17 protein-coding genes are annotated in these 18407 nt (G+C 53.3%); 8 read left to right on the top strand and 9 right to left on the bottom strand.

The genetic code is table 11. The annotated features are described in order from the left end of the window. Positions 1–372: 372 nt before the first annotated feature. A complete protein-coding gene (gene ctrA, locus RIC05_RS01310) occupies positions 373–1068 on the top strand; it encodes a response regulator transcription factor CtrA (protein ID WP_350048028.1) in 696 nt (231 codons plus the stop codon). 137 nt (positions 1069–1205) lie between these two features. Here the strand turns inward: ctrA and RIC05_RS01305 are convergent, their stop codons facing one another. The 7 genes from RIC05_RS01305 to RIC05_RS01270 all read right to left on the bottom strand — a co-directional run bounded on the left by RIC05_RS01305 (position 1206) and on the right by RIC05_RS01270 (position 9523). Beyond that, positions 1206–1850 carry a methyltransferase family protein gene (locus RIC05_RS01305; protein WP_350048026.1) on the bottom strand — a complete coding sequence of 215 codons (645 nt, stop codon included), beginning with the start codon at positions 1848–1850 and terminating at the stop codon, positions 1206–1208. 58 nt (positions 1851–1908) lie between these two features. Next, positions 1909–3396, bottom strand: coding sequence for a CheR family methyltransferase (locus tag RIC05_RS01300; RefSeq protein ID WP_350048058.1), 1488 nt, complete (start codon positions 3394–3396; stop codon positions 1909–1911). A 9-nt stretch (positions 3397–3405) separates the two neighbouring features. Further along, positions 3406–5055 carry a chemotaxis protein CheB gene (locus RIC05_RS20710; protein ID WP_502989532.1) on the bottom strand — a complete coding sequence of 550 codons (1650 nt, stop codon included), beginning with the start codon at positions 5053–5055 and terminating at the stop codon, positions 3406–3408. 72 nt (positions 5056–5127) lie between these two features. After that, a complete protein-coding gene (locus RIC05_RS01285; RefSeq protein WP_350040575.1) occupies positions 5128–5493 on the bottom strand; it encodes a response regulator in 366 nt (121 codons plus the stop codon). 83 nt (positions 5494–5576) lie between these two features. Beyond that, complete coding sequence (locus tag RIC05_RS01280; RefSeq protein WP_350040574.1) at positions 5577–6083, bottom strand: chemotaxis protein CheW; 507 nt, start codon at positions 6081–6083, stop codon at positions 5577–5579. A gap of 15 nt (positions 6084–6098) precedes the next feature. Continuing rightward, positions 6099–8774, bottom strand: a complete 2676-nt coding sequence (locus RIC05_RS01275) for a hybrid sensor histidine kinase/response regulator (RefSeq protein ID WP_350048024.1) — start codon at positions 8772–8774, stop codon at positions 6099–6101. 143 nt (positions 8775–8917) lie between these two features. Beyond that, entirely contained in the window at positions 8918–9523 is a 606-nt protein-coding gene (locus RIC05_RS01270; RefSeq protein ID WP_350042898.1) for a histidine phosphotransferase family protein, read from the bottom strand. 341 nt (positions 9524–9864) lie between these two features. Here RIC05_RS01270 and RIC05_RS01265 point away from each other — a divergent pair, with 341 nt between their 5' ends. The 3 genes from RIC05_RS01265 to moaA all read left to right on the top strand — a co-directional run bounded on the left by RIC05_RS01265 (position 9865) and on the right by moaA (position 12324). Continuing rightward, the gene (locus RIC05_RS01265; RefSeq protein ID WP_350042897.1) at positions 9865–10050 is read left to right on the top strand and encodes a DUF3553 domain-containing protein; all 186 of its coding nucleotides are present in this window, start codon (positions 9865–9867) and stop codon (positions 10048–10050) included. Positions 10051–10290: 240 nt separating this feature from the next. Then, positions 10291–11106: a hypothetical protein gene (locus RIC05_RS01260; RefSeq protein ID WP_350048022.1), complete on the top strand. Its 816-nt coding sequence runs from the start codon at positions 10291–10293 to the stop codon at positions 11104–11106. A 219-nt stretch (positions 11107–11325) separates the two neighbouring features. Beyond that, complete coding sequence (moaA, locus tag RIC05_RS01255) at positions 11326–12324, top strand: GTP 3',8-cyclase MoaA (RefSeq protein WP_350048020.1); 999 nt, start codon at positions 11326–11328, stop codon at positions 12322–12324. A 62-nt stretch (positions 12325–12386) separates the two neighbouring features. Here the strand turns inward: moaA and RIC05_RS01250 are convergent, their stop codons facing one another. Then, the gene (locus tag RIC05_RS01250; RefSeq protein ID WP_350048018.1) at positions 12387–12881 is read right to left on the bottom strand and encodes a glyoxalase superfamily protein; all 495 of its coding nucleotides are present in this window, start codon (positions 12879–12881) and stop codon (positions 12387–12389) included. Positions 12882–13195: 314 nt separating this feature from the next. Here RIC05_RS01250 and RIC05_RS01245 point away from each other — a divergent pair, with 314 nt between their 5' ends. From RIC05_RS01245 to RIC05_RS01230, 4 genes are all read left to right on the top strand, one after another. Continuing rightward, complete coding sequence (locus RIC05_RS01245) at positions 13196–13429, top strand: BolA family protein (protein ID WP_350048017.1); 234 nt, start codon at positions 13196–13198, stop codon at positions 13427–13429. A gap of 169 nt (positions 13430–13598) precedes the next feature. Then, a complete protein-coding gene (rarD, locus tag RIC05_RS01240) occupies positions 13599–14507 on the top strand; it encodes an EamA family transporter RarD (RefSeq protein WP_350048015.1) in 909 nt (302 codons plus the stop codon). Between the two features lie 94 nt (positions 14508–14601). Further along, on the top strand, positions 14602–14937 hold the full coding sequence (grxD, locus tag RIC05_RS01235; RefSeq protein ID WP_350048013.1) for a Grx4 family monothiol glutaredoxin: 336 nt from the start codon (positions 14602–14604) through the stop codon (positions 14935–14937). A 252-nt stretch (positions 14938–15189) separates the two neighbouring features. Continuing rightward, positions 15190–17331, top strand: coding sequence for a mechanosensitive ion channel family protein (locus RIC05_RS01230; RefSeq protein ID WP_350048011.1), 2142 nt, complete (start codon positions 15190–15192; stop codon positions 17329–17331). Between the two features lie 263 nt (positions 17332–17594). Here RIC05_RS01230 and rpsD read toward each other — a convergent pair whose 3' ends face one another. Then, positions 17595–18212, bottom strand: a complete 618-nt coding sequence (gene rpsD, locus RIC05_RS01225; RefSeq protein WP_350042498.1) for a 30S ribosomal protein S4 — start codon at positions 18210–18212, stop codon at positions 17595–17597. Positions 18213–18407: the final 195 nt, after the last annotated feature.

The following is an 18407-nucleotide window of genomic DNA, read 5'->3' as shown; positions in this document are numbered from 1 at the left end:
TATTCGTTTTAACACGGAATTTTGATCATCCCCAATGGTCAAGGGGTGGCAAATCGCACCGCGTCGTCCCAGATATATAGGCATATTCGGTATTAAAAAGCTGTGTAGACGATAAAAAGACAACTTTTTTGTCTAAATCGCCCTTTGCGTATTAATACAGCAAACCGTTGGGAAAACTCACATTCCGGTCCCGAGTCGCCCTTTACGATGAAAAAAAGTTAACAAGATGCGACTCGGCTGCTTGCCACGAGTCGCAAAGCAACGTATCGTTAACGAAATGGGAAAGAAATTCCCGCCGACAATCGTTGGGGCGCTTGTCGAATAACCGGATTAACACGGACTTATTGCGGAACACGGTAACGGAGCAGAGACATGCGGGTGCTGCTGGTTGAAGATGATAACACCTATGCTGATAGCATTGAGCTCATGCTCAAGTCTGAAGGCATGGTGATCGACACGACGGATCTTGGGGAAGATGGTCTCGAGATCGGTAAACTTTACGATTATGACATCATTCTTCTGGACTTGATGCTGCCTGATATAGACGGCTATGAAGTCTTAAGACGTTTGCGCGACGCACGCGTTGATACCCCCGTTCTTATCCTTTCAGGATTGACGGAAACCGAAGACAAGGTCAAAGGCCTTGGTTTTGGTGCGGATGACTATCTTACCAAGCCGTTCGAAAAAACCGAACTTCTGGCACGCGTACAGGCGATCGTCCGTCGCTCACGCGGGCATGCCCAGTCGATGATAGCGACCGGAAAACTCAACGTTAATCTTGATGCACGCACGGTCGATGTCGATGGATCGCCACTGCATCTGACCGGCAAGGAATATGGCATCCTTGAACTGTTGTCGCTGCGTAAAGGCACGACACTGACCAAGGAAATGTTCCTGAACCACCTTTATGGCGGTATGGACGAGCCGGAACTCAAGATTATTGACGTCTTTGTCTGCAAACTGCGTAAGAAAATCCAGTCTGCAACCAAAGGCGACAACTATATCCATACGGTTTGGGGCCGGGGCTATGTCCTGCGCGACCCGGACACGAACAGTGCTGTGGCATAAAATATAACTTTTTGTGCAACTCCGTTGTGCAGAAGAGTTACAACAACAGTGCCCGCTACACAAAAAACGCCCCGGATCTGCACCGGGGCGTTTTTGTATCTGCGCGTCATGCCTGTAATTGGTTTTCCGACCCCGATTTAGGGTAAAAGAACCATCGGATGAACCAACCCCGTAAGCTGCACCCAATCAATCAGTTCAAAAATTGGGATCACCATCAAGAACACCAAACCGTCCCGGATTGTTCGCCATAAAAGCCGTGGCTTTACTTCAATTGTTTCCGCGTCCTGCCACTTCGAAAACTGGGGTCCAAATCGCGGCACACTGGCCTGATAATCAGAAAATTCAGATCCGAAAATCTCTTTTAAGGCCCGCTCTTCGCGCAAGATAACTGGCAAGAAAACGCCAAACGCCCCGGCCACAAACAAAGCCGAAATGACAAGACTTCCAGTTTGGGCACCGATCCCGGCAGCCCCGATAAAACTGAACAGATATAGTGGATTTCGGCTGATCGAATAGGGCCCGGATCGCGTTAATTCCTGCGCTTTGCGTCCACCGATATAAAGCGTGCACCAAGCCCGCCCAAGGATCGCGATCAAGATCAGCCCGATCCCCACCATTTCGACCGTTTCGTGATTGACGGATTTGACCACCGTCAATGAATGAACCAAGGGTAATGCGCCCAATAACAGCATGGAAAGACAGGCAATCGTCAATTTACGACGACGCTGTAAATGGGTCAGCGATCTACGTGGTGGTGGTTGGGTAAAAGAAGAGGAGGCCATGTTCTTTTCCGACGTCTCCGTTTAGGGAAGACAGTCGGTTAAAACACCGGCTGCCTTACTATTTCTTATCTTCGGGCTTGCCGAAACGTGAACGATCAAACGTGGTTGACGGTCGCGTGGTACCTGAAGCCCCGCCTGAGGAATTTCCTGAACTGCTTGACGGACGCGTTGGCGTGGTTCCAGTCCCACTTCCAGCCGTGCCGGTGCCAAGCGGCCTGCGATATGTCGACCCCGTCGAACCGGATGTTCCCGTCGTTCCAGGACGCGCAGTTGAACCAGTACCAGTCGAACCTGACGGTTTGCTGAACGAGCTACCCGTTCCGGTAGTCCCGACACCACCCGGTCGCGTTGTCGTTCCAGTTGTACCCGTGGTCCCCGGACGTGCTGTAGTTCCGGTTGTACCGGTGCTTCCCGGGCGCGCAGCTGTTCCTGTCGTCCCGGTCGTGCCCGGACGCGGTGGAATTGTTCCCGCCGTTCCCGTCGTCGTCGGACGTGCAGTCGTGGCTGTCAGGCCCGGACGGGCGGTTGCAGTACCTGTTGTGGTCGGGCGTGGCGGAATGCCGCCTGTCGTTGCCGGTCGGGTTGCAGTTCCCGCCGCAGCGGCACCTGTTTGCATATGTTTGGGCTTAGGAAACGCCAATCCGCCTGCTGCGGCACCTGCAGCACCACTGCTTGCGGCGGCGGTGCCACTTGCCTGCGCCTTTTCCAGCGCGGTCAGGTCAACTTCTGGCGCACCGGGACGGTTCAGCTGGTAAATGCCACGCTGACGGGCAAGCGGTTTGAATTTATCTGAAATCCCAAGGACGGTTTCTGCCCCCCCAAGGAACAAGAATCCATCGTCAGGCATCAAGGCCGAAACACGCGCCAAAACATCGCTTTTGGTCGGCTGATCAAAATAGATCAGCACGTTACGACAATAGACGATGTCAAACTGGCCAAGTGGTCTGAAATCTTCCAGAAGGTTGAATTCTTTGTATTGAACCTTGGAACGGATTTCCGATGAAATCTGCCACTGGTCTTCTTTCTTCTGGAAATATTTGACCAGAAGACCAATCGGAAGTCCCCTTTGAACTTCAAACTGGGAATACAGACCTGCGCGCGCCTTTGTCAAAATTTCCCGCGAAATGTCCGTCCCGATAATTTCAACCCGCCAGCCAGCCAGCTGGGTTTTGAATTCATCAAGAATCATCCCCAGCGAATAGGGCTCCTGCCCCGAAGACGCCGCAGCACACCAAATCCGCAAATGGCGTTTGGACGCACGTTCCCGGATCATATGTGGCAAGACAACATGACGGAACTGATCAAACGGTTTGGTATCGCGGAAGAAGAAACTTTCATTGGTCGTCATCGCATCAACGACTTCTTCGACCAAATTTCGGTCGCCGCCGCGCATCGCGCCAATCAATTCGCCCAGATCTTTAAGCCCGCGCTTACGCGCAATGGGCATCAGCCGGCTTTCAAGCAGATAAGTCTTGTCCTCGCTCAGTACGAGCCCGGACTTGGACTTTATCAGTCTGCTTACAAATTCGAAGTCATCCGGCTTCATCATTGTGGGTTAACGACCCCCCGCAAATTTTTTGATATAGGCTGCAATTCCACCAATTGGTAAAATCGCAGAACAGATACCGGCATGCGCGGCCGCACCTGGCATCCCCCATACAACACTGCTTTGTTCGTCCTGTGCCACGACTATTCCCCCGGCATTTACAACGTCGCGACCACCCAACATACCATCCTGACCCATTCCGGTCAGTATCGCGGTTAGAATATTTCCACCATAGCTTGCCACAATACTCCGAAGCATCGGATCGACAGACGGGCGACAGAAATTTTCTGGCGGATTTTGGTTCAACATAAGATGGCGCGAAGCGCCGCGCCCTTCGACTGTCATGTGGTAATCCCCGGGTGCAAGGTAAACCTGTCCGGCGACAATCGGCATTTTGTTTTGCGCTTCCTGACATTTCAACCCCGTCAAACGGGTAATATGCTCAGCAAGGATCGTGGTAAAGGTTGCAGGCATATGCTGCGTAATAAAAATTGGCTGCCGCACACCGGCAAGCCCGCGCAACACTTCAAACAATGCCTGCGGCCCACCGGTTGAACTGCCAATCGCAATCGCTTCGACATTGATACGCTTTTCCGGCAGCAACGAAACAGCGCCGCGCGTTGAAACACGCTTTACCGGTGCCGGTGCAGGCGCGCCACCACCACGCGCAAGCTTACCTGTTGCCGACCCGCCCGGTGCGGCGCGCTTTGCCGTCGCAATATTCTGCGTTGCCGGTGTTGCGGGTGCCGGACGGGTTGTTTTCAATGCAGCAGGCTTCGCCCCGCCCGCGGCAATCGCCGCATCGCGAATAAGCCTGCCGGGATCTCGGGACGCCGCCGACGGGCTTTGTAACCGCGCGGAATCACCACCTTTAGCAATGCTCGCCGGGCTTGCCTTGGCCGCACCTGCGCCACCCGTCGCGGACGGTGTACCCGGTGCCGGGCTTGGCTGTTGCGGCATCGGGCGCATTTGCATTGCTTGCGGGCGTGCATGCTGCTGCGTTGGGCGCGGCCGCAATTCAGCGGTAAATGTTTTGCGTTGAACACGACCCGGTTTGTGCGGGTGTTGTTGCTCGGCCGGTTTTTGCGCCGCAGATGATGCATCTGCTTGACCATCCGCGCTTTCAGAAGGCGCAGGAGCTGCTTCTGGTGCCGGTTCTGCCGCAGGTTTCGCTGGGCTGGCCTGAGGTGCTGCTGGCGCAATCCCGACCTGTTCAGCTTCAAGCATCTTGCGACGCTGTTCAGCCCATGCTTTCGCCTTGTCTAGAAGCTCGGCACGGAACCCCTCACCAACGTTAAGATCTTTTGACGAGCTTGGCTTGGGAATATAATCCACCGCGCCAAGCGTCATCGCCTGAAAACTGATATCGGCATTTCGTTTGGTAAGGGTGGATGCCATGATCACGCGCACTGTCGGATCAATCTCCAACAGCTTGGGAAGAGCCGTCAAGCCATCCATCACCGGCATTTCGATATCAAGAACAACGACTTCAATGCCGCCGCCTTCCATCACTGCCAATGCTTCTTCGCCATTACTTACCGATCCGACGACATTGATTTCGTCGTCTTCGGTCATCATGCGTGTGACAAGTCCGCGCACAATGGCGGAATCATCCACGATCAGGACTTTATATGGCGAATGGATAGGCGTTTCTTCCACGTAGCAGTGTCCCCGTTTGAGTCAGGAGATCAGTCTCAGAATACTAGACCGGCATAAGGTGCAGACACCAGACTAGATCAGTCCGACCTGTTCAAACTTCGCCTGAATGATCTCGCTATCGAACGGTTTCATAATGTATTCGTTCGCACCGGCAGTGATGGCTTCCTGGATGTGTTCCAGATCATTTTCTGTCGTACAGAACACGACGACAGGCTCATCACCACCCGGCGTTGCACGCAAGTCGCGCAAGAACTCAATTCCGCTTTTCACTGGCATGTTCCAGTCAAGCAGAACCGCATCAGGCATGTCTTCGTGGCATTTTTCCAATGCCTCCTGACCATCCACTGCTTCTACGACCGCAAACCCGATCTCTTCAAGGATACGGCGCGCTACCATTCGGATGACTTTCGAATCATCGACGACGAGACAACTCTTCATCGACTTCCTTCTCGTTTACTTAGATCGTTAAGCCAATAACGGCAAAATACCGGGAGCATCGCGCCCCCGGCACGCAAGTTCGCTTACCCAGCCTGCTTGATAGAAGAAGTAAAATCAAGCAGCCGCGCAACGTCGAGAATAACCAGAAGCTTCTTATCCAGACGGAAAATCCCGTCCGAGAATTCACGCCAGCGCGGATCAAGCGTTGCCGGATTTTGTTCGAACGCCTTTTTCGGCACGCTCAGAACTTCTCCGACCTGATCAACCATCAGGCTGTAAAGCTCGCCACCCTGATCAACAACAATGCTCATTCCCGGATCATCGTCATCCTTGTCGCGCAAACCAAGACGTTTGCGCACATCAATGGCAGTCACAATACGCCCGCGCAGGTTCAAAGAACCGGCAACTTCTGGCGGTGCAAGCGGAATACGGGTAATGCGCTGTGGTCCCAGAACATCCTGAACCGTCAGGACCGGAATACCAAACAACTGCTTACCTATATATGCAGTGACAAAATCCTTGCTGTCACCACCAAGATCAAGAGCACCGCCTTTTTCGTGGCTCGGGACGAGTGCGTTACTATCGCTCATTGGACTTTCTCCCGATTACATATTGCTCAGAGTCTGGACCAAGGTCGAGACGAGCGCTTCACGGTCAAACTTGGCGACATAGTCACTGAAACCGACCTGACGACCACGCTCGAAATCTTCTTCTTTGGTATGCGAGGACAGGGCAATAATTGGAACATCCCCCCACAGCTCGTCATTCTGCAACGCTTCGGCAAACTCAAAGCCGTTCATACCCGGCATTTCGATATCGCTGATAATTGCATCAAACAGAACGCCGCGGTTTTTCAGTTCCATGGCCTGCTCTGCCGTCTCTACCGCCGTAATACGGAACCCGGCAACAGAGAGCATCGGGGTCAGAAGGTTGCGGAAGAACGGGCTGTCATCGATCAACAGAACACGTTTTTTCTCGCCACCGGTATCTTCGGTGCCAAACCAGTCGCTGAATGCCAGTTCAAGATAGTAACCAGCATCAATAAGATCGGTTGCCTTGCCGTCAATCACCGCAGAACCAACCAGACCATCCTGATCCGCTGTCAGTTCAACATTGAGAACATCATCAACGATATCGACGATCTCGTCGACAACAAGACCCATGGTCCGTTCGCGATCCTGGAAGACAAGGGTCGGCTGGCGACCTTCGGCTTTCATCTGATAGCTGCCGTCGATAAAGACAAGCGGCATCAGTTTCCCGCGATACTGAACCAACGGACGCCCGTTTGAATGTTCAATGTCACCGACATCGATTTCTTCAAGACGTGCAACCAGCGCAAGCGGTACCGCACGCATTTCGCTGCCGCCAGCCCGGAAGACCAGCATCGACGTTGTTTCGCGGTCCCCGGCATCGGCTTTGGCTTTGCCTTCGACACCCTGCGAACCACCAACTGTGATTTCACCTGTGCGGGTGGCAATGCCGTTCGGATCAAGGATCATGATCACGCTACCATCGCCAAGGATGGTATTGCCCGAGAACAGCGACAGATCACGCAGGATCGGGGCGACCGGTTTAACAACGATTTCCTCGGTGTCAAAGACGCGGTCAACGATGATACCGAACGAATATGTCCCGACCTGGGCCACAACGATGAAGGCTTCTTCATCAACCCCGTCATCGGCTTCTTCTGTGGTATCAAGCCCCAGAATTTTCTTGAGCGTGACAAGCGGCAACAACCGGTTGCGCAGACGCAAGACCGGCGTGTCGTGAATACGTTCAATCGAATGTTCGGAATTGCTCGACGCACGGACAAGTTCCAGAACGCTGATCTGCGGGATTGCGAAACGTTCGCCACCACTTTCAACGATCAGGGCCGATACGATTGCCAAGGTCAGCGGAATTTTAATGATAAAGGTCGACCCACGGCCTTCGACCGATTTCAGCTCAACCGTACCGCCGATTTTTTCAATGTTGGTACGAACCACGTCCATACCGACACCACGGCCAGAAACCGATGTGACTTTCTCGGCGGTCGAGAACCCGGCCTTAAAGATAAATTGCTGGATCTGCTGGTCGCCCATGCTTTCCAGTTCACCTTCAGTCGCCAGACCATTGGCAACGGCTTTGGCTTTGATCCGTTCAAGGTTCAAGCCACGGCCATCATCTGAAATCTCGATGATGATGTGACCGCCTTCATGATACGCATTCAGCGTGACCGTACCGGTTTCAGGCTTGCCAACTTCACGACGACCCGGAATATCTTCCAGACCATGGTCAGCAGAGTTCCGCACCATATGGGTCAGCGGATCCTTGATCAATTCAAGAACCTGACGGTCCAGCTCGGTATCGGCACCGATCATTTGCAGATCGATTTTTTTGTTCATCTCAAGGGCAAGGTCGCGAACAATACGCGGCAGTTTCGCCCAGGCATTGCCAATCGGCTGCATACGGGTCTTCATCACACCTTCCTGAAGGTCGGTGGTGATGTGCGACAGGCGCTGCAACGGAACGGTAAATTCACTGTCATCCTTTCCGCGCACCATCTGCAGAAGCTGGTTACGGGTCAGGACAAGCTCGGATACCAAAGTCATCAGGTTTTCAAGCAGCTCGACATTCACACGAATGGTCTGGGCCGCAACTGAACTTTCTTTGGCCTCGCCGCGCGGGGCGTCGGCCTGCTGTTCGGCAGCCGGTTTTTTCGCCGGGGCAACTGCTTGTGATTTCGCAGCAGCAGGCGGCGCCGGCGCAGGTGCAGGAGCCTCTGGCTCCGCTGCGACTTCCGGGTCAACTTCAGTCGCATCAAAGATGGCCTGCAACCGTTCGTCATCGGTCATTTCCGGCGCGTCATCTGCAGGCGCTTCTTCAACAGCCGCCGCCGGTGCCGCGGTACCGCCCATGATCGTGCCGGTATCGGCAAAATGGTTAAGGCGCGCAATCAGATCGGCATCGTTGCCGTCTGGCTCGGTTTCATTCTGCTCAAGCTCGCCGAGCAGGTATTTAATCGTATCAATCGATTCGAGAACCAGCGTCACAGCATCAGGTGTCACCACCAATTCGCCGTCACGGATTTTCCCCAAAACGTTTTCACCAGCATGTGCGACAGCTTCCAGTCGCGGCAGGCCAAGGAATCCACAGGTCCCTTTGATGGTATGCACCAAACGGAAAATATTGGACAGAATGTCCGGATCATTCGGGTTCTGTTCAAGCTTCACCAGCTCAACGTCAAGCGTTGAAAGGCTTTCCGAAGTCTCGGTCAGAAATTCACTTAAAAGATCGTCCATATACCCCCTCCAAATCTCCAACAATTAAACGCTTGCCGGAACTGGAACTCCCATTATGCGCATTCATGGCGAGAAACGTGCGCTACATCGGTTACTTACGTAGAAGTTATCACACCTTATTACCAGACCCACAGGTCAATTTTTTATCCATAGATCAATGCAATATTTCCTTCCTGTTGCAAGACAGAAAGCGCCCCGCCCGTCCGATAGGCCAGATTTCGCACGAAAAACCCATGCACAGTGCGCGGATCAAGCACATCGGCAGAAACGTCTTTTTCCAACACCGTCATCACTTCCGGGCGAAGGGCCGCGCGCTTACCTTCGGCAAGAACCGTCGTGCTACCGGAGTCGTGGGCAACCGTGATCACCCCGCCAAACGGCAAAGCTTCACGGGCCAGCATGACCATGTTCAAGACGACTCGTCCATGCGCTGCATCAAACGGCAAGTTGGGCCAATCAAGGCTGACTTTCCCTTCTGCATCATATGTTTGGCGTGCCGCGGTTCGCATTGATTGCGTATCAACGCTGTTGCCTGCCCGGCCAAATGCCAGACGGAATAATTGTAATCGACGGGCGGCTTCAAGGCCGCTTTTACGCATAAGCGCCAGCGCCTCGTCATCGGCAACCCCGTCTTCGCCCATAAGTTCCGCCCCGGCATTGACGGCCCCGACCGGACCGACAAGATCATGACAAATGCGCGAACTAATCAATTCGATCAGCGTCATTTCAAGGGCGATATCCTGAACCATTACGCGGGTTCTCCAAGGTCTTTCTATATTTCCTGCACTGCATTGCGTTCCCAAACACAATGCCCGATTTCCAAACCCCGCCCGACATCATTGAAACAGATATCTTGTATGCATTCCCGCACAAGGGCTGGCTTCAGATGGCTCAGATTGACCTTCATATGTTAAGAGCTTATTTAGCCAGCACGAAATTTAGAACTTTGATGCTCGGCAATTTTTGCCGCCCTGCCTGCAAAGGCAACGTCAATAAAGCCATATGACCTAATCAAATTTGTGCCTTTGGGCAGAACAACCTATATTAAGGGCGATACTTCGAACCCCAAGATACCAACACAGAGAACCCAATGGATTTTTTGCTGACCCCTGGCACCATCGTTCGCCATCCCAACCAGCCCGATTGGGGTTTAGGTCGCATTCAGGCTGTTGACGGGGATCGCATTGCCGTGAATTTCGAAGAAGTCGGCCGTCAGATCATCCGGCCACGCTATGTCGTGCTTGAAATTGTCGAAGCTGCCGTCGGCTACGAATAGCTTAAAGCCCGACACAACCAGACGGATCTGATGCAACGCGATGCCGCTTGGGGTCTTTTGGCCGGGTTTGGCATGTGGCTTCTGGCCCGCACAGGGTGCTGTGTCGTCACGGCGATGCTTGGCACACGAATTGCTGACATAAATTTGTTAATGAATTCGGCGTACGAATGAGACTCTATCAGGCACGATTTGATGTAGCTTTGACGTGCGCATCCGTCTAAGAAAAGGTCTGGAAACTCCATGATTGCAGCCATCAAACCACCACGTGACAGCTTTAAGCAGCGACATACTTCTGCTGCCTTTACGGTGCTGGAACAATTTTCCCAGGGGCTGATCCATTTCGCACGCAACAATGGCGGTTCGGTAAGCGAAGAACAAATTCTCAAGGCGCTGAACGGCCTGCGCGACAAGGAAGACTTGTTTGACGCGGCGTGGGCGGTGCTTGAAACCGATCTTGAATCCATCAAGGCCCGCGAACATGCTGCTGTTCGCCATGACCCGTTTGGCCGTCTTCTGGTGTCGCGCTTTGACCATCTTCTGGAAGGCAACGAAGCAGGCACCATTCAGGATGGTGCCCTGTCACGGACGATTTTACAGCCCTTCTTCAAAGTCATCCGCATGATGGTTGGCATGGATATGCTTCAGGAAATCGACCGCGAAATTCACACCATCATCGAAGCCCATGCCGATGAAGATGACGAATTGCGCGATCCGATTGAATATTGGGATCATCTGGCGAAGGAACCGGCAGTCAAATCCTGCATCAACCTTGTCTTTGCCCGGATGGCCCTGCATTTCAAATCCTATGAGCATCGTAAGAAATGGCTGCTTCAGCTGGTCAATGACAATATGCCGATCAGCGATCCAATCTGGTCTTTCACCGAAGAACATTGCATTCGTTTGCTCGATGCCCTGTTTGGCGATGTCCGCGAGACCCTTGCGGTTCCTGAACATTCCGCCGAACTTGTTGCCAAGCTTGGCAGCGAAGATGTTGCAACCCTGCGTGAAGTCATCAAGGCAATTGATGCGGACAAGGCAAGACTGCCAAAATCCTAGGACCGGCCGCCCAAGCTCGCAGTTACCCATCGGTTACCCGTAATCCGATATTGCTAAAGCCGCACTTGTTTTATCACGTGCGGCTTTATGCGTTTTCACCTGACGGAAAGGTGAAGACCCGCGATGGAAACTAGCTGGTCAACACCCCGCCCATTGTGCAACAGTCACAGTATAGATTATTGCCCCGCGAACCCTAGGACGCTTAATTAAGCCAACGCCATGACCAAACCGCTGATCGATAAATATGGCCGCCATGTCTCATATCTGCGCGTTTCCGTAACGGACCGCTGCGATTTCCGCTGCACCTATTGCATGGCGGAAAACATGACCTTCCTGCCAAAATCCGAAGTTCTCACCCTTGAAGAACTCGATCAGCTCTGTACGGCCTTTATCACACGCGGTGTCCGCAAATTGCGCCTGACCGGTGGCGAACCGCTGGTGCGTCGTGGCATCATGGATCTGATTGCCGATCTGTCACGCCATCTTAAAGCCGGTGCGCTTGATGAATTGACCATGACCACCAATGGCAGCCAGCTTGCAACCTATGCCGATGATCTGGCCCGCCTTGGGGTGAAGCGTCTCAACATCTCGCTTGATAGTCTCGATTCTCAGAAATTTACTGAAATCACCCGGCGTGGCCGCCTTGAACAGGTTCTGGCCGGGCTTGAAGCCGCCAAGCAGGCCGGTATTCAGATCAAGATCAATACCGTGGCGCTGCGCAATTTCAACGAAGATGAAATGTCCCGCCTTGTTGCATGGTGCGGCAAAGAAGATTTCGATCTTTGCCTGATTGAAACCATGCCGCTGGGCGACATTGATGGCGACCGTACGGAACAATATTTGCCCCTGACCGTGGTGCGTGAACGGCTGGAAAAGGAATATACCCTGATCCCGTCCGAATACGTCACCCCCGGCCCGGCCCGCTATACCACCGTTGCCGAAACTGGTGGGCGTCTCGGCTTCATCACGCCACTGACCCATAATTTCTGCGAAGGCTGCAACCGTGTGCGCGTGACCTGCACCGGAACGCTTTACATGTGCCTTGGCCAGGAAGACCATGTTGACCTGCGTGCGGCCCTTCGCACCGGCGATCCCCGCGCGCTTGATCAAATGCTTGATGCCGCCATGGAACTCAAACCCAAAGGCCATGACTTCGTGATCGACCGCAAAGGCCAGAAACCGGCCGTTGGTCGGCATATGAGCATGACCGGCGGTTAAACCGCCCCGGCAACTGCAACCAGTTGCCGGAGAGTTCATCATCTATTTCAACAAAAACGTATTTACGCTTCAGGTTGATCCCGCAGCAACAGATCAATCGAAAGCCCCGGTCCGGGTGTGCCGTTGGTCAGGACCGGTTCGCAATGCTCGTTAATCCGGGCACCGATGCGTTGGCGAAATCCGGTGAAGCGTTTTGATGCCACCACATCGACGGCTTCATCAAGATGCACCTCGACCCGGAACACCCCGCCAACCGGGGTTGCAGTCACACTGCGGATCAAACCCGTCACCGCATGGCCAAGATAGGAACCGGCAAAGCGTTTGCCGATACCAAGGTCCGATACATTGGTCGGGATATTGCGCCTTGCCATCGCAATGGCTGTATTCCAGTCGCGATAACCGTGGCTTTGCGCCAGAAGTTCGAGACTGCCGCTGTGTGATATCGCAACATCGCGGGCGGCCAAGGCTTTGCGCAGGCGTTTTGCCTGTGCCTTGAACTGTTCGGTCGCGTCGGTTTCGATATCCGCACGGCTGATATTAAGCGTATTTGAAGTCATGTTCGTCGTCTCCACGCAGGAGGCCGGGTGTCCGCATTGCCGGGCCGTATCCTGATCTGGAAACGGGTCCGATTGATGTTATCAGCGCCACTTTACCCAAGGCATAAACCTTGCGGACGGCAGGTGTGCGCAACCTTGATTGCGTCATTAGAACAATATCGCGCGCAGGACAAGCATTGAAGATGATGATGCCGGTGATTGCGCGGCCCATTGCACAGAAATTGACAGCCCCCGTAACAAGGTCATATACCAGTGAAAAGAGGTCTTATCGACGGCACAAAGATGCCAGCGATTAATTATAAGGAATAAACGCCATGGCCATGGAAGCCTACGAAATCGAAAACATGATCAAGGAAGCCCTGCCCGATGCACAAGTCCGCATCGAGGATTTGCGTGGCGATGGCGATCATTATGCCGCAATTGTTGTGTCTGAAGCCTTCCGCGGCAAAACCCGCGTGATCCAGCATCAGATGGTTTATTCCGCGCTGAAAGGCAAAATGGGCGGCGAACTCCACGCGCTTGCCCTGCAGACTTCTGCACCGGAATAACCCCCATAATATCGCGGTCCTGCGCACAGCCACCATTTTGCGCATCACCGGACATTCACGGGCGTCGGAGACAATTCGACGCCCGTTTGCGTAACGACCCGATTTAGCCCGGATGGCCCGAATTCCCCGCCCGGACACAGCCCCAATAACTGACCACGGCTCATCAATTATGTCATCACAGGAAAAACCGGCCCTTATCGGTGCCGGTCCGCTCGCCGGACTTGCCGCCTTTACCATCTGGGGCGTTTTTGGCCTGTATTTCAAACAGGTTTCCTTTGCCGAACCGCTTGAAATTCTGTCCCACCGGATCATCTGGTCGGCTGTTCTAACGCTGATTCTGGTATTTGCATTGGGCCGTCGCAAGCAGCTTTGGCTGCTGATCTCGTCTTCCCGAACGCTTGGCATGCTGTTTCTCAGCAGTCTTCTGGTCGCGGGAAACTGGATCATTTACATCTGGGCGGTCAATAGTGGCAACGCGCTTGAAGCAAGCCTTGGCTATTACATCATGCCATTGGTCATGTTGGTTTTGGGCCGGGCTTTCTTTGGTGAACAGTTAAACCGCATTCAGTTGCTTTCGGTTGCGATTTGTTCGGTCGGGGTGTTGAACCTTTTGGTGTTTTACGGCCATCTGCCATGGATCGCGCTCAGCCTTGCGACTTTATTTGCCTTTTACGGTGTGATCCGCAAATTTGTGCCCGCTGACCCGATTGCCGGTCTTTTTGTGGAATGCGCGCTTCTGACCCCGGCGTCACTGGTTTATATGTTCTGGCTTCACAGTCACGGCGGATCGGCATTTGGCAATACCGGGATTGCAAATGACGCCCTTTTGATCGGGCTTGGGGTCTGCACGACCATCCCGCTTGTGCTGTTTGCTTTTGCTGCGCGGAACATGAAGTTTTCCGCCCTTGGCCTGATGCAATACCTGAACCCGACCTTACAATTCTTTATTGCTGTTCTGGTCTTTGGCGAAGCATTCACCTCTGCGCATATGGTGACATACGCCTTGGTATGGCTTGGCCTTGGGGTCTACAGTTGGGATAACCTGCGAACAGCCCGCCAAAATCGCGCCAAGAGTTGACAGAACTGCAGGTTCCAGCCATATCTTCGGCCATAAAAGTTTAACCTGTATTTCTGCGGTAAAAAGATCGCCGCCCAAGCCAAGGACAATCATTATGACCGACAATCCGGTATTCGAACGCATCCAGAAGGACATCACCGAAAACGATATCGTGGTGTTCATGAAGGGAACCTCCATGTTCCCGCAGTGTGGTTTCTCTGCTGCTGTGGTTCAGGTCATGGCCGAACTTGGTGTTAAATTCAAAGACATCAACGTTCTGGTTGACCCGGCAATCCGTCAGGGCATCAAGGATTTCTCGAACTGGCCGACCATTCCGCAGCTGTATGTCAAAGGTGAATTCCTTGGCGGCTGTGATATCGTGCGCGAGATGTTTGCATCGGGCGAACTTGCCCAGCACCTTAAAGACAAAGGCGTTGCAATCGACGCCTAAGGCGCGACCAACCCCATTTAAAAACGCGCTGTGCATGAACGTGCCAGCGCGTTTTTTGTGTCTGGATATAGCCTGAATACGTCTTTTGCGTTCATTTCCTGATCTTCGCAAAACTATTTCTTGATGCTTTGCCCAGACTTCCCCATCTTTGTCCTATGCGGATTGTTCGCGCCACAGGGGAATATATTGGGGATGAAACCAGCAATTAAAACAATGGCATGCCTTGCCATTTGGTTGTTCGCAGCATGCATCATGACGCCAGCAGCACCGGCCCACGCGCAATTGGCTGCGGTTGCCGCCATGACAGCAGCCGGGAACGATGATCCGGCGGCTACGGACACAGCAGCCCCGGCCGACGATGTCGTTGCCGATACATTCAGCTATTATGGTTTCCTTGATGAGGGCATTAATCGTACCAAGGCGCGCATAGAACTGACCTTGACCGGCCTTGAAGCATTCCCTGCCGAGGTGGACGCAACACTTGACTTCATGTCCTCGGACGTCGGTAAAACCGGCCTGATGCGGGTCATCCTGTTTACCGCGATTTTTGTTGGCGTTGGCATTATTGCCGAGATTGTCTATCGTCGGCTTGCCGCACCGATGTGCGCCCATCTTGAAGCCCAGTCTCCGCAAAAATTCTCATCCCGCCTGAAACACATGCTGTTGCTGTGTGTGCTTTCGCTGCTCTCGCTGGTGGTGTTTGCCATTGGCTCGGTCGGAACGTTCCTGATCTTTGATTGGCCGCCGATCATTAAAACGGCGATTATGTCGCTTCTAATGGCATTCTTCGCCTTGCGCGTTCTAATGATCGCGTTGCAATTCCTGTTCGCGCCAAAGGCCGAAGGATTGCGCATGATCAATGTTTCCCCTGATGCGGCCAATGCCCTGACCAAAAGCCTGACCTGGGCTGCAGGCATTTCGCTGTTTTCCTTTGGTCTGGCGGGCGTGTTTAGTGCTGCACCGACCATGGTGCTTGGCGACATCATCCTGTTTGATCATGCGGTTGTCATTTCGGTCGTCGCATTTTGTGTCGCCACCGTATGGCTTGGCCGGTTCTTTAGAACCCATCACGCAGGCGATATGGTTGAAACCATTGCCCTGCCAACATCGATTTCCCGCCTCTGGCCGATCATTGTCTGCACATGGCTTGTCCTGTTGGGCGGGGTTGCCATCATTGGCGCAGAACGCGTGCTAAAGGCACTTCTGGCCATTGGTGTCGCCTGTTTGTTTGATGTGATTTTCCGCAACATCATAGAAGCCCAGCACCGTAAAAAGGCCGAAATCGCCGAACAGAAGGCCGCCGAACAAAACGTAATCGCCCAAGCGGCTGCTGCTGAAACCGATGACGTTTATGAACCGGTAAAACCCAAACTTCCGGTCTTTACCAAGGTCCTAAAACGTGGCGTGCGCCTTTTGGCACTTGTGTTTGTGTTGGCAAGCATGTGGCGTATCTGGGGGTTTGACCGCCTTGCCCTGGCCGAAGATGCCGGGATCATTGCGCGGATCATTGATGCGTCGACCGAAATCATCATGATCCTGTTGATCGCCGATTTGATCTGGTCGCTGATCAAGGCGTTTCTTGATGAACGCATGGATGCCACCAATCAGGGCAATGCTGGCGATGAAGGCGGCGGATCGGGCCTGTCGCGGATTGAAACGCTGTTGCCGCTGCTTAAAAACTTCTCATTGACCGTGATTGTTATCATGGTTGCCATGGTCACCCTGTCATCCCTTGGCGTTGATATCGGCCCGCTGATCGCCGGTGCAGGTGTTGTTGGCTTGGCCCTTGGCTTTGGCAGTCAGGCATTGGTGCGTGACGTTGTAGCGGGGGTTTTCTTCCTGCTTGATGACGCGTTCCGCATTGGCGAATATATCGAAGTTGAAAACCTGCGGGGTCGGGTTGAAAATATCTCGATCCGGTCAATGCAGCTGCGCCATCACCGTGGCCCGCTTCAAACGGTGCCCTTTGGCGAAATCAAATCCATCGTCAATCACAGCCGCGACTGGGTCATTCTTAAACTGGAATTCCGTGTTCCGTTTGACACCGATGTTAACAAGATCAAAAAGCTGATCAAAAAGCTGTCTGCTGATCTGCTCAATGATCCGCTGATTGGTGATAGCTTCATCGAACCGCTGAAATCGCAAGGCGTGCGCCGGATGGAAGAATTCAACATGGTGATCGGGTTAAAATTCACCTCCAAACCGGGCGAACAATTCACCATCCGTAAAACCGTCTATCAAAGCGTTCTGGCGATGTTCAAAGAAAACGGCATCCAGATGGCATCGCGCAACGTCAAGGTCGACGTACCAGCAGACGCAACGCCCGAACAAAAACAGGAAGCCGTCGCTGCCGCCGCCCAACAGGCGTCCGAGCAACTCAATCAGCCGAAATAACCTGCCAAGCTGGTTTGAGCGACCTAGACCAAAGACAAAACCCCCGATGCATCATCGAATCGGGGGTTTTGATTTGTTCGGCCTGTGGGGATTAATGCTGGGCGGCAGTAGCACATGCGCATCAATCCTCCACCACCCCCAAGCTGTGCCGAGGGCGCACTTGCCGCATTCCCGAATGGGTCAAATCTGGCATGTGGACAAACAAAAACGCCCGCTGTTTCCAGCGGGCGTTTTGTATGGTCGTCGCGAAATCCGAAGGTGGATTAACGCGAGTAGAATTCCACAACCAGGTTCGGCTGCATAACAACCGGGTAAGGAATTTCTGCGAATTTCGGTACGCGAACGAAGGTGCCTTTGAAGGCCTTCGCGTCAACGTCGAGATATTCCGGAACATCGCGTTCGTTCAGGTTGGCAGCTTCCATAACCATTGGCACTTCGCGCGAAGCCGGTTTGACTTCAACAACGTCGCCTTCTTTGACGAGGAAAGAAGGAATGGTAACTTTCTTGCCATTGACAAGAATGTGGCCGTGGTTAACGAACTGACGCGCTGCGAAAACGGTCGGAACGAATTTCATGCGGTAGATAACGGCATCGAGACGGGTCTCGAGAATACCGACCAGCGTTTCAGAAGTATCGCCCGGACGGCGCTGTGCTTCTTTGTAATAACGCAGGAACTGTTTCTCGGAGATGGAACCGTAGTAGCCTTTAAGCTGCTGTTTAGCGAACAGCTGGGTACCATAATCGGTCGGCTTTTTACGGCGGGTTGCGCCGTGCATGCCCGGTGCATATTCGCGCTTGTTCAGCGGCGATTTTGCACGGCCCCAAAGGTTCACACCAAGGCGGCGGTCAATCTTATGCTTTGCAGCAATACGTTTCGACATTTTGTAACTCTCTTTTTTAAAATCGCTTTATTGTCCCGATAGTTTCCAAACACCCAAAAGCCGGACATAAGGAACGGGGACGAAAACACCTGTTTCGACCCGCTTTCTCGGAAGTGAGGCGCAATATAGAGATGATTGACCAAGAGTCAAACATTAATCGCCCGCTAATGCCTGCATGCAAGCCCTGCATTTCTG

Origin of the sequence: Thalassospira sp., assembly GCF_040218635.1 — a bacterium.
GTDB lineage: Bacteria > Pseudomonadota > Alphaproteobacteria > Rhodospirillales > Thalassospiraceae > Thalassospira.
Note: the sequence above shows the minus strand (reverse complement) of the source record. Positions and strands in the feature narration are given on the sequence as shown.

Coding starts and splice junctions, on each gene's coding strand:
- grxD (WP_350048013.1), top strand. CDS start 14,602: ATGACCGACAATCCGGTATTCGAACGCATCCAGAAGGACATCACCGAA.
- RIC05_RS01280 (WP_350040574.1), bottom strand. CDS start 6,083: ATGAGCGATAGTAACGCACTCGTCCCGAGCCACGAAAAAGGCGGTGCT.
- RIC05_RS01275 (WP_350048024.1), bottom strand. CDS start 8,774: ATGGACGATCTTTTAAGTGAATTTCTGACCGAGACTTCGGAAAGCCTT.
- rarD (WP_350048015.1), top strand. CDS start 13,599: ATGTCATCACAGGAAAAACCGGCCCTTATCGGTGCCGGTCCGCTCGCC.
- RIC05_RS01285 (WP_350040575.1), bottom strand. CDS start 5,493: ATGAAGAGTTGTCTCGTCGTCGATGATTCGAAAGTCATCCGAATGGTA.
- RIC05_RS01245 (WP_350048017.1), top strand. CDS start 13,196: ATGGCCATGGAAGCCTACGAAATCGAAAACATGATCAAGGAAGCCCTG.
- ctrA (WP_350048028.1), top strand. CDS start 373: ATGCGGGTGCTGCTGGTTGAAGATGATAACACCTATGCTGATAGCATT.
- moaA (WP_350048020.1), top strand. CDS start 11,326: ATGACCAAACCGCTGATCGATAAATATGGCCGCCATGTCTCATATCTG.
- RIC05_RS01250 (WP_350048018.1), bottom strand. CDS start 12,881: ATGACTTCAAATACGCTTAATATCAGCCGTGCGGATATCGAAACCGAC.
- RIC05_RS01305 (WP_350048026.1), bottom strand. CDS start 1,850: ATGGCCTCCTCTTCTTTTACCCAACCACCACCACGTAGATCGCTGACC.
- RIC05_RS01260 (WP_350048022.1), top strand. CDS start 10,291: ATGATTGCAGCCATCAAACCACCACGTGACAGCTTTAAGCAGCGACAT.
- rpsD (WP_350042498.1), bottom strand. CDS start 18,212: ATGTCGAAACGTATTGCTGCAAAGCATAAGATTGACCGCCGCCTTGGT.
- RIC05_RS01230 (WP_350048011.1), top strand. CDS start 15,190: ATGACGCCAGCAGCACCGGCCCACGCGCAATTGGCTGCGGTTGCCGCC.
- RIC05_RS01270 (WP_350042898.1), bottom strand. CDS start 9,523: ATGGTTCAGGATATCGCCCTTGAAATGACGCTGATCGAATTGATTAGT.
- RIC05_RS01265 (WP_350042897.1), top strand. CDS start 9,865: ATGGATTTTTTGCTGACCCCTGGCACCATCGTTCGCCATCCCAACCAG.
- RIC05_RS01300 (WP_350048058.1), bottom strand. CDS start 3,396: ATGAAGCCGGATGACTTCGAATTTGTAAGCAGACTGATAAAGTCCAAG.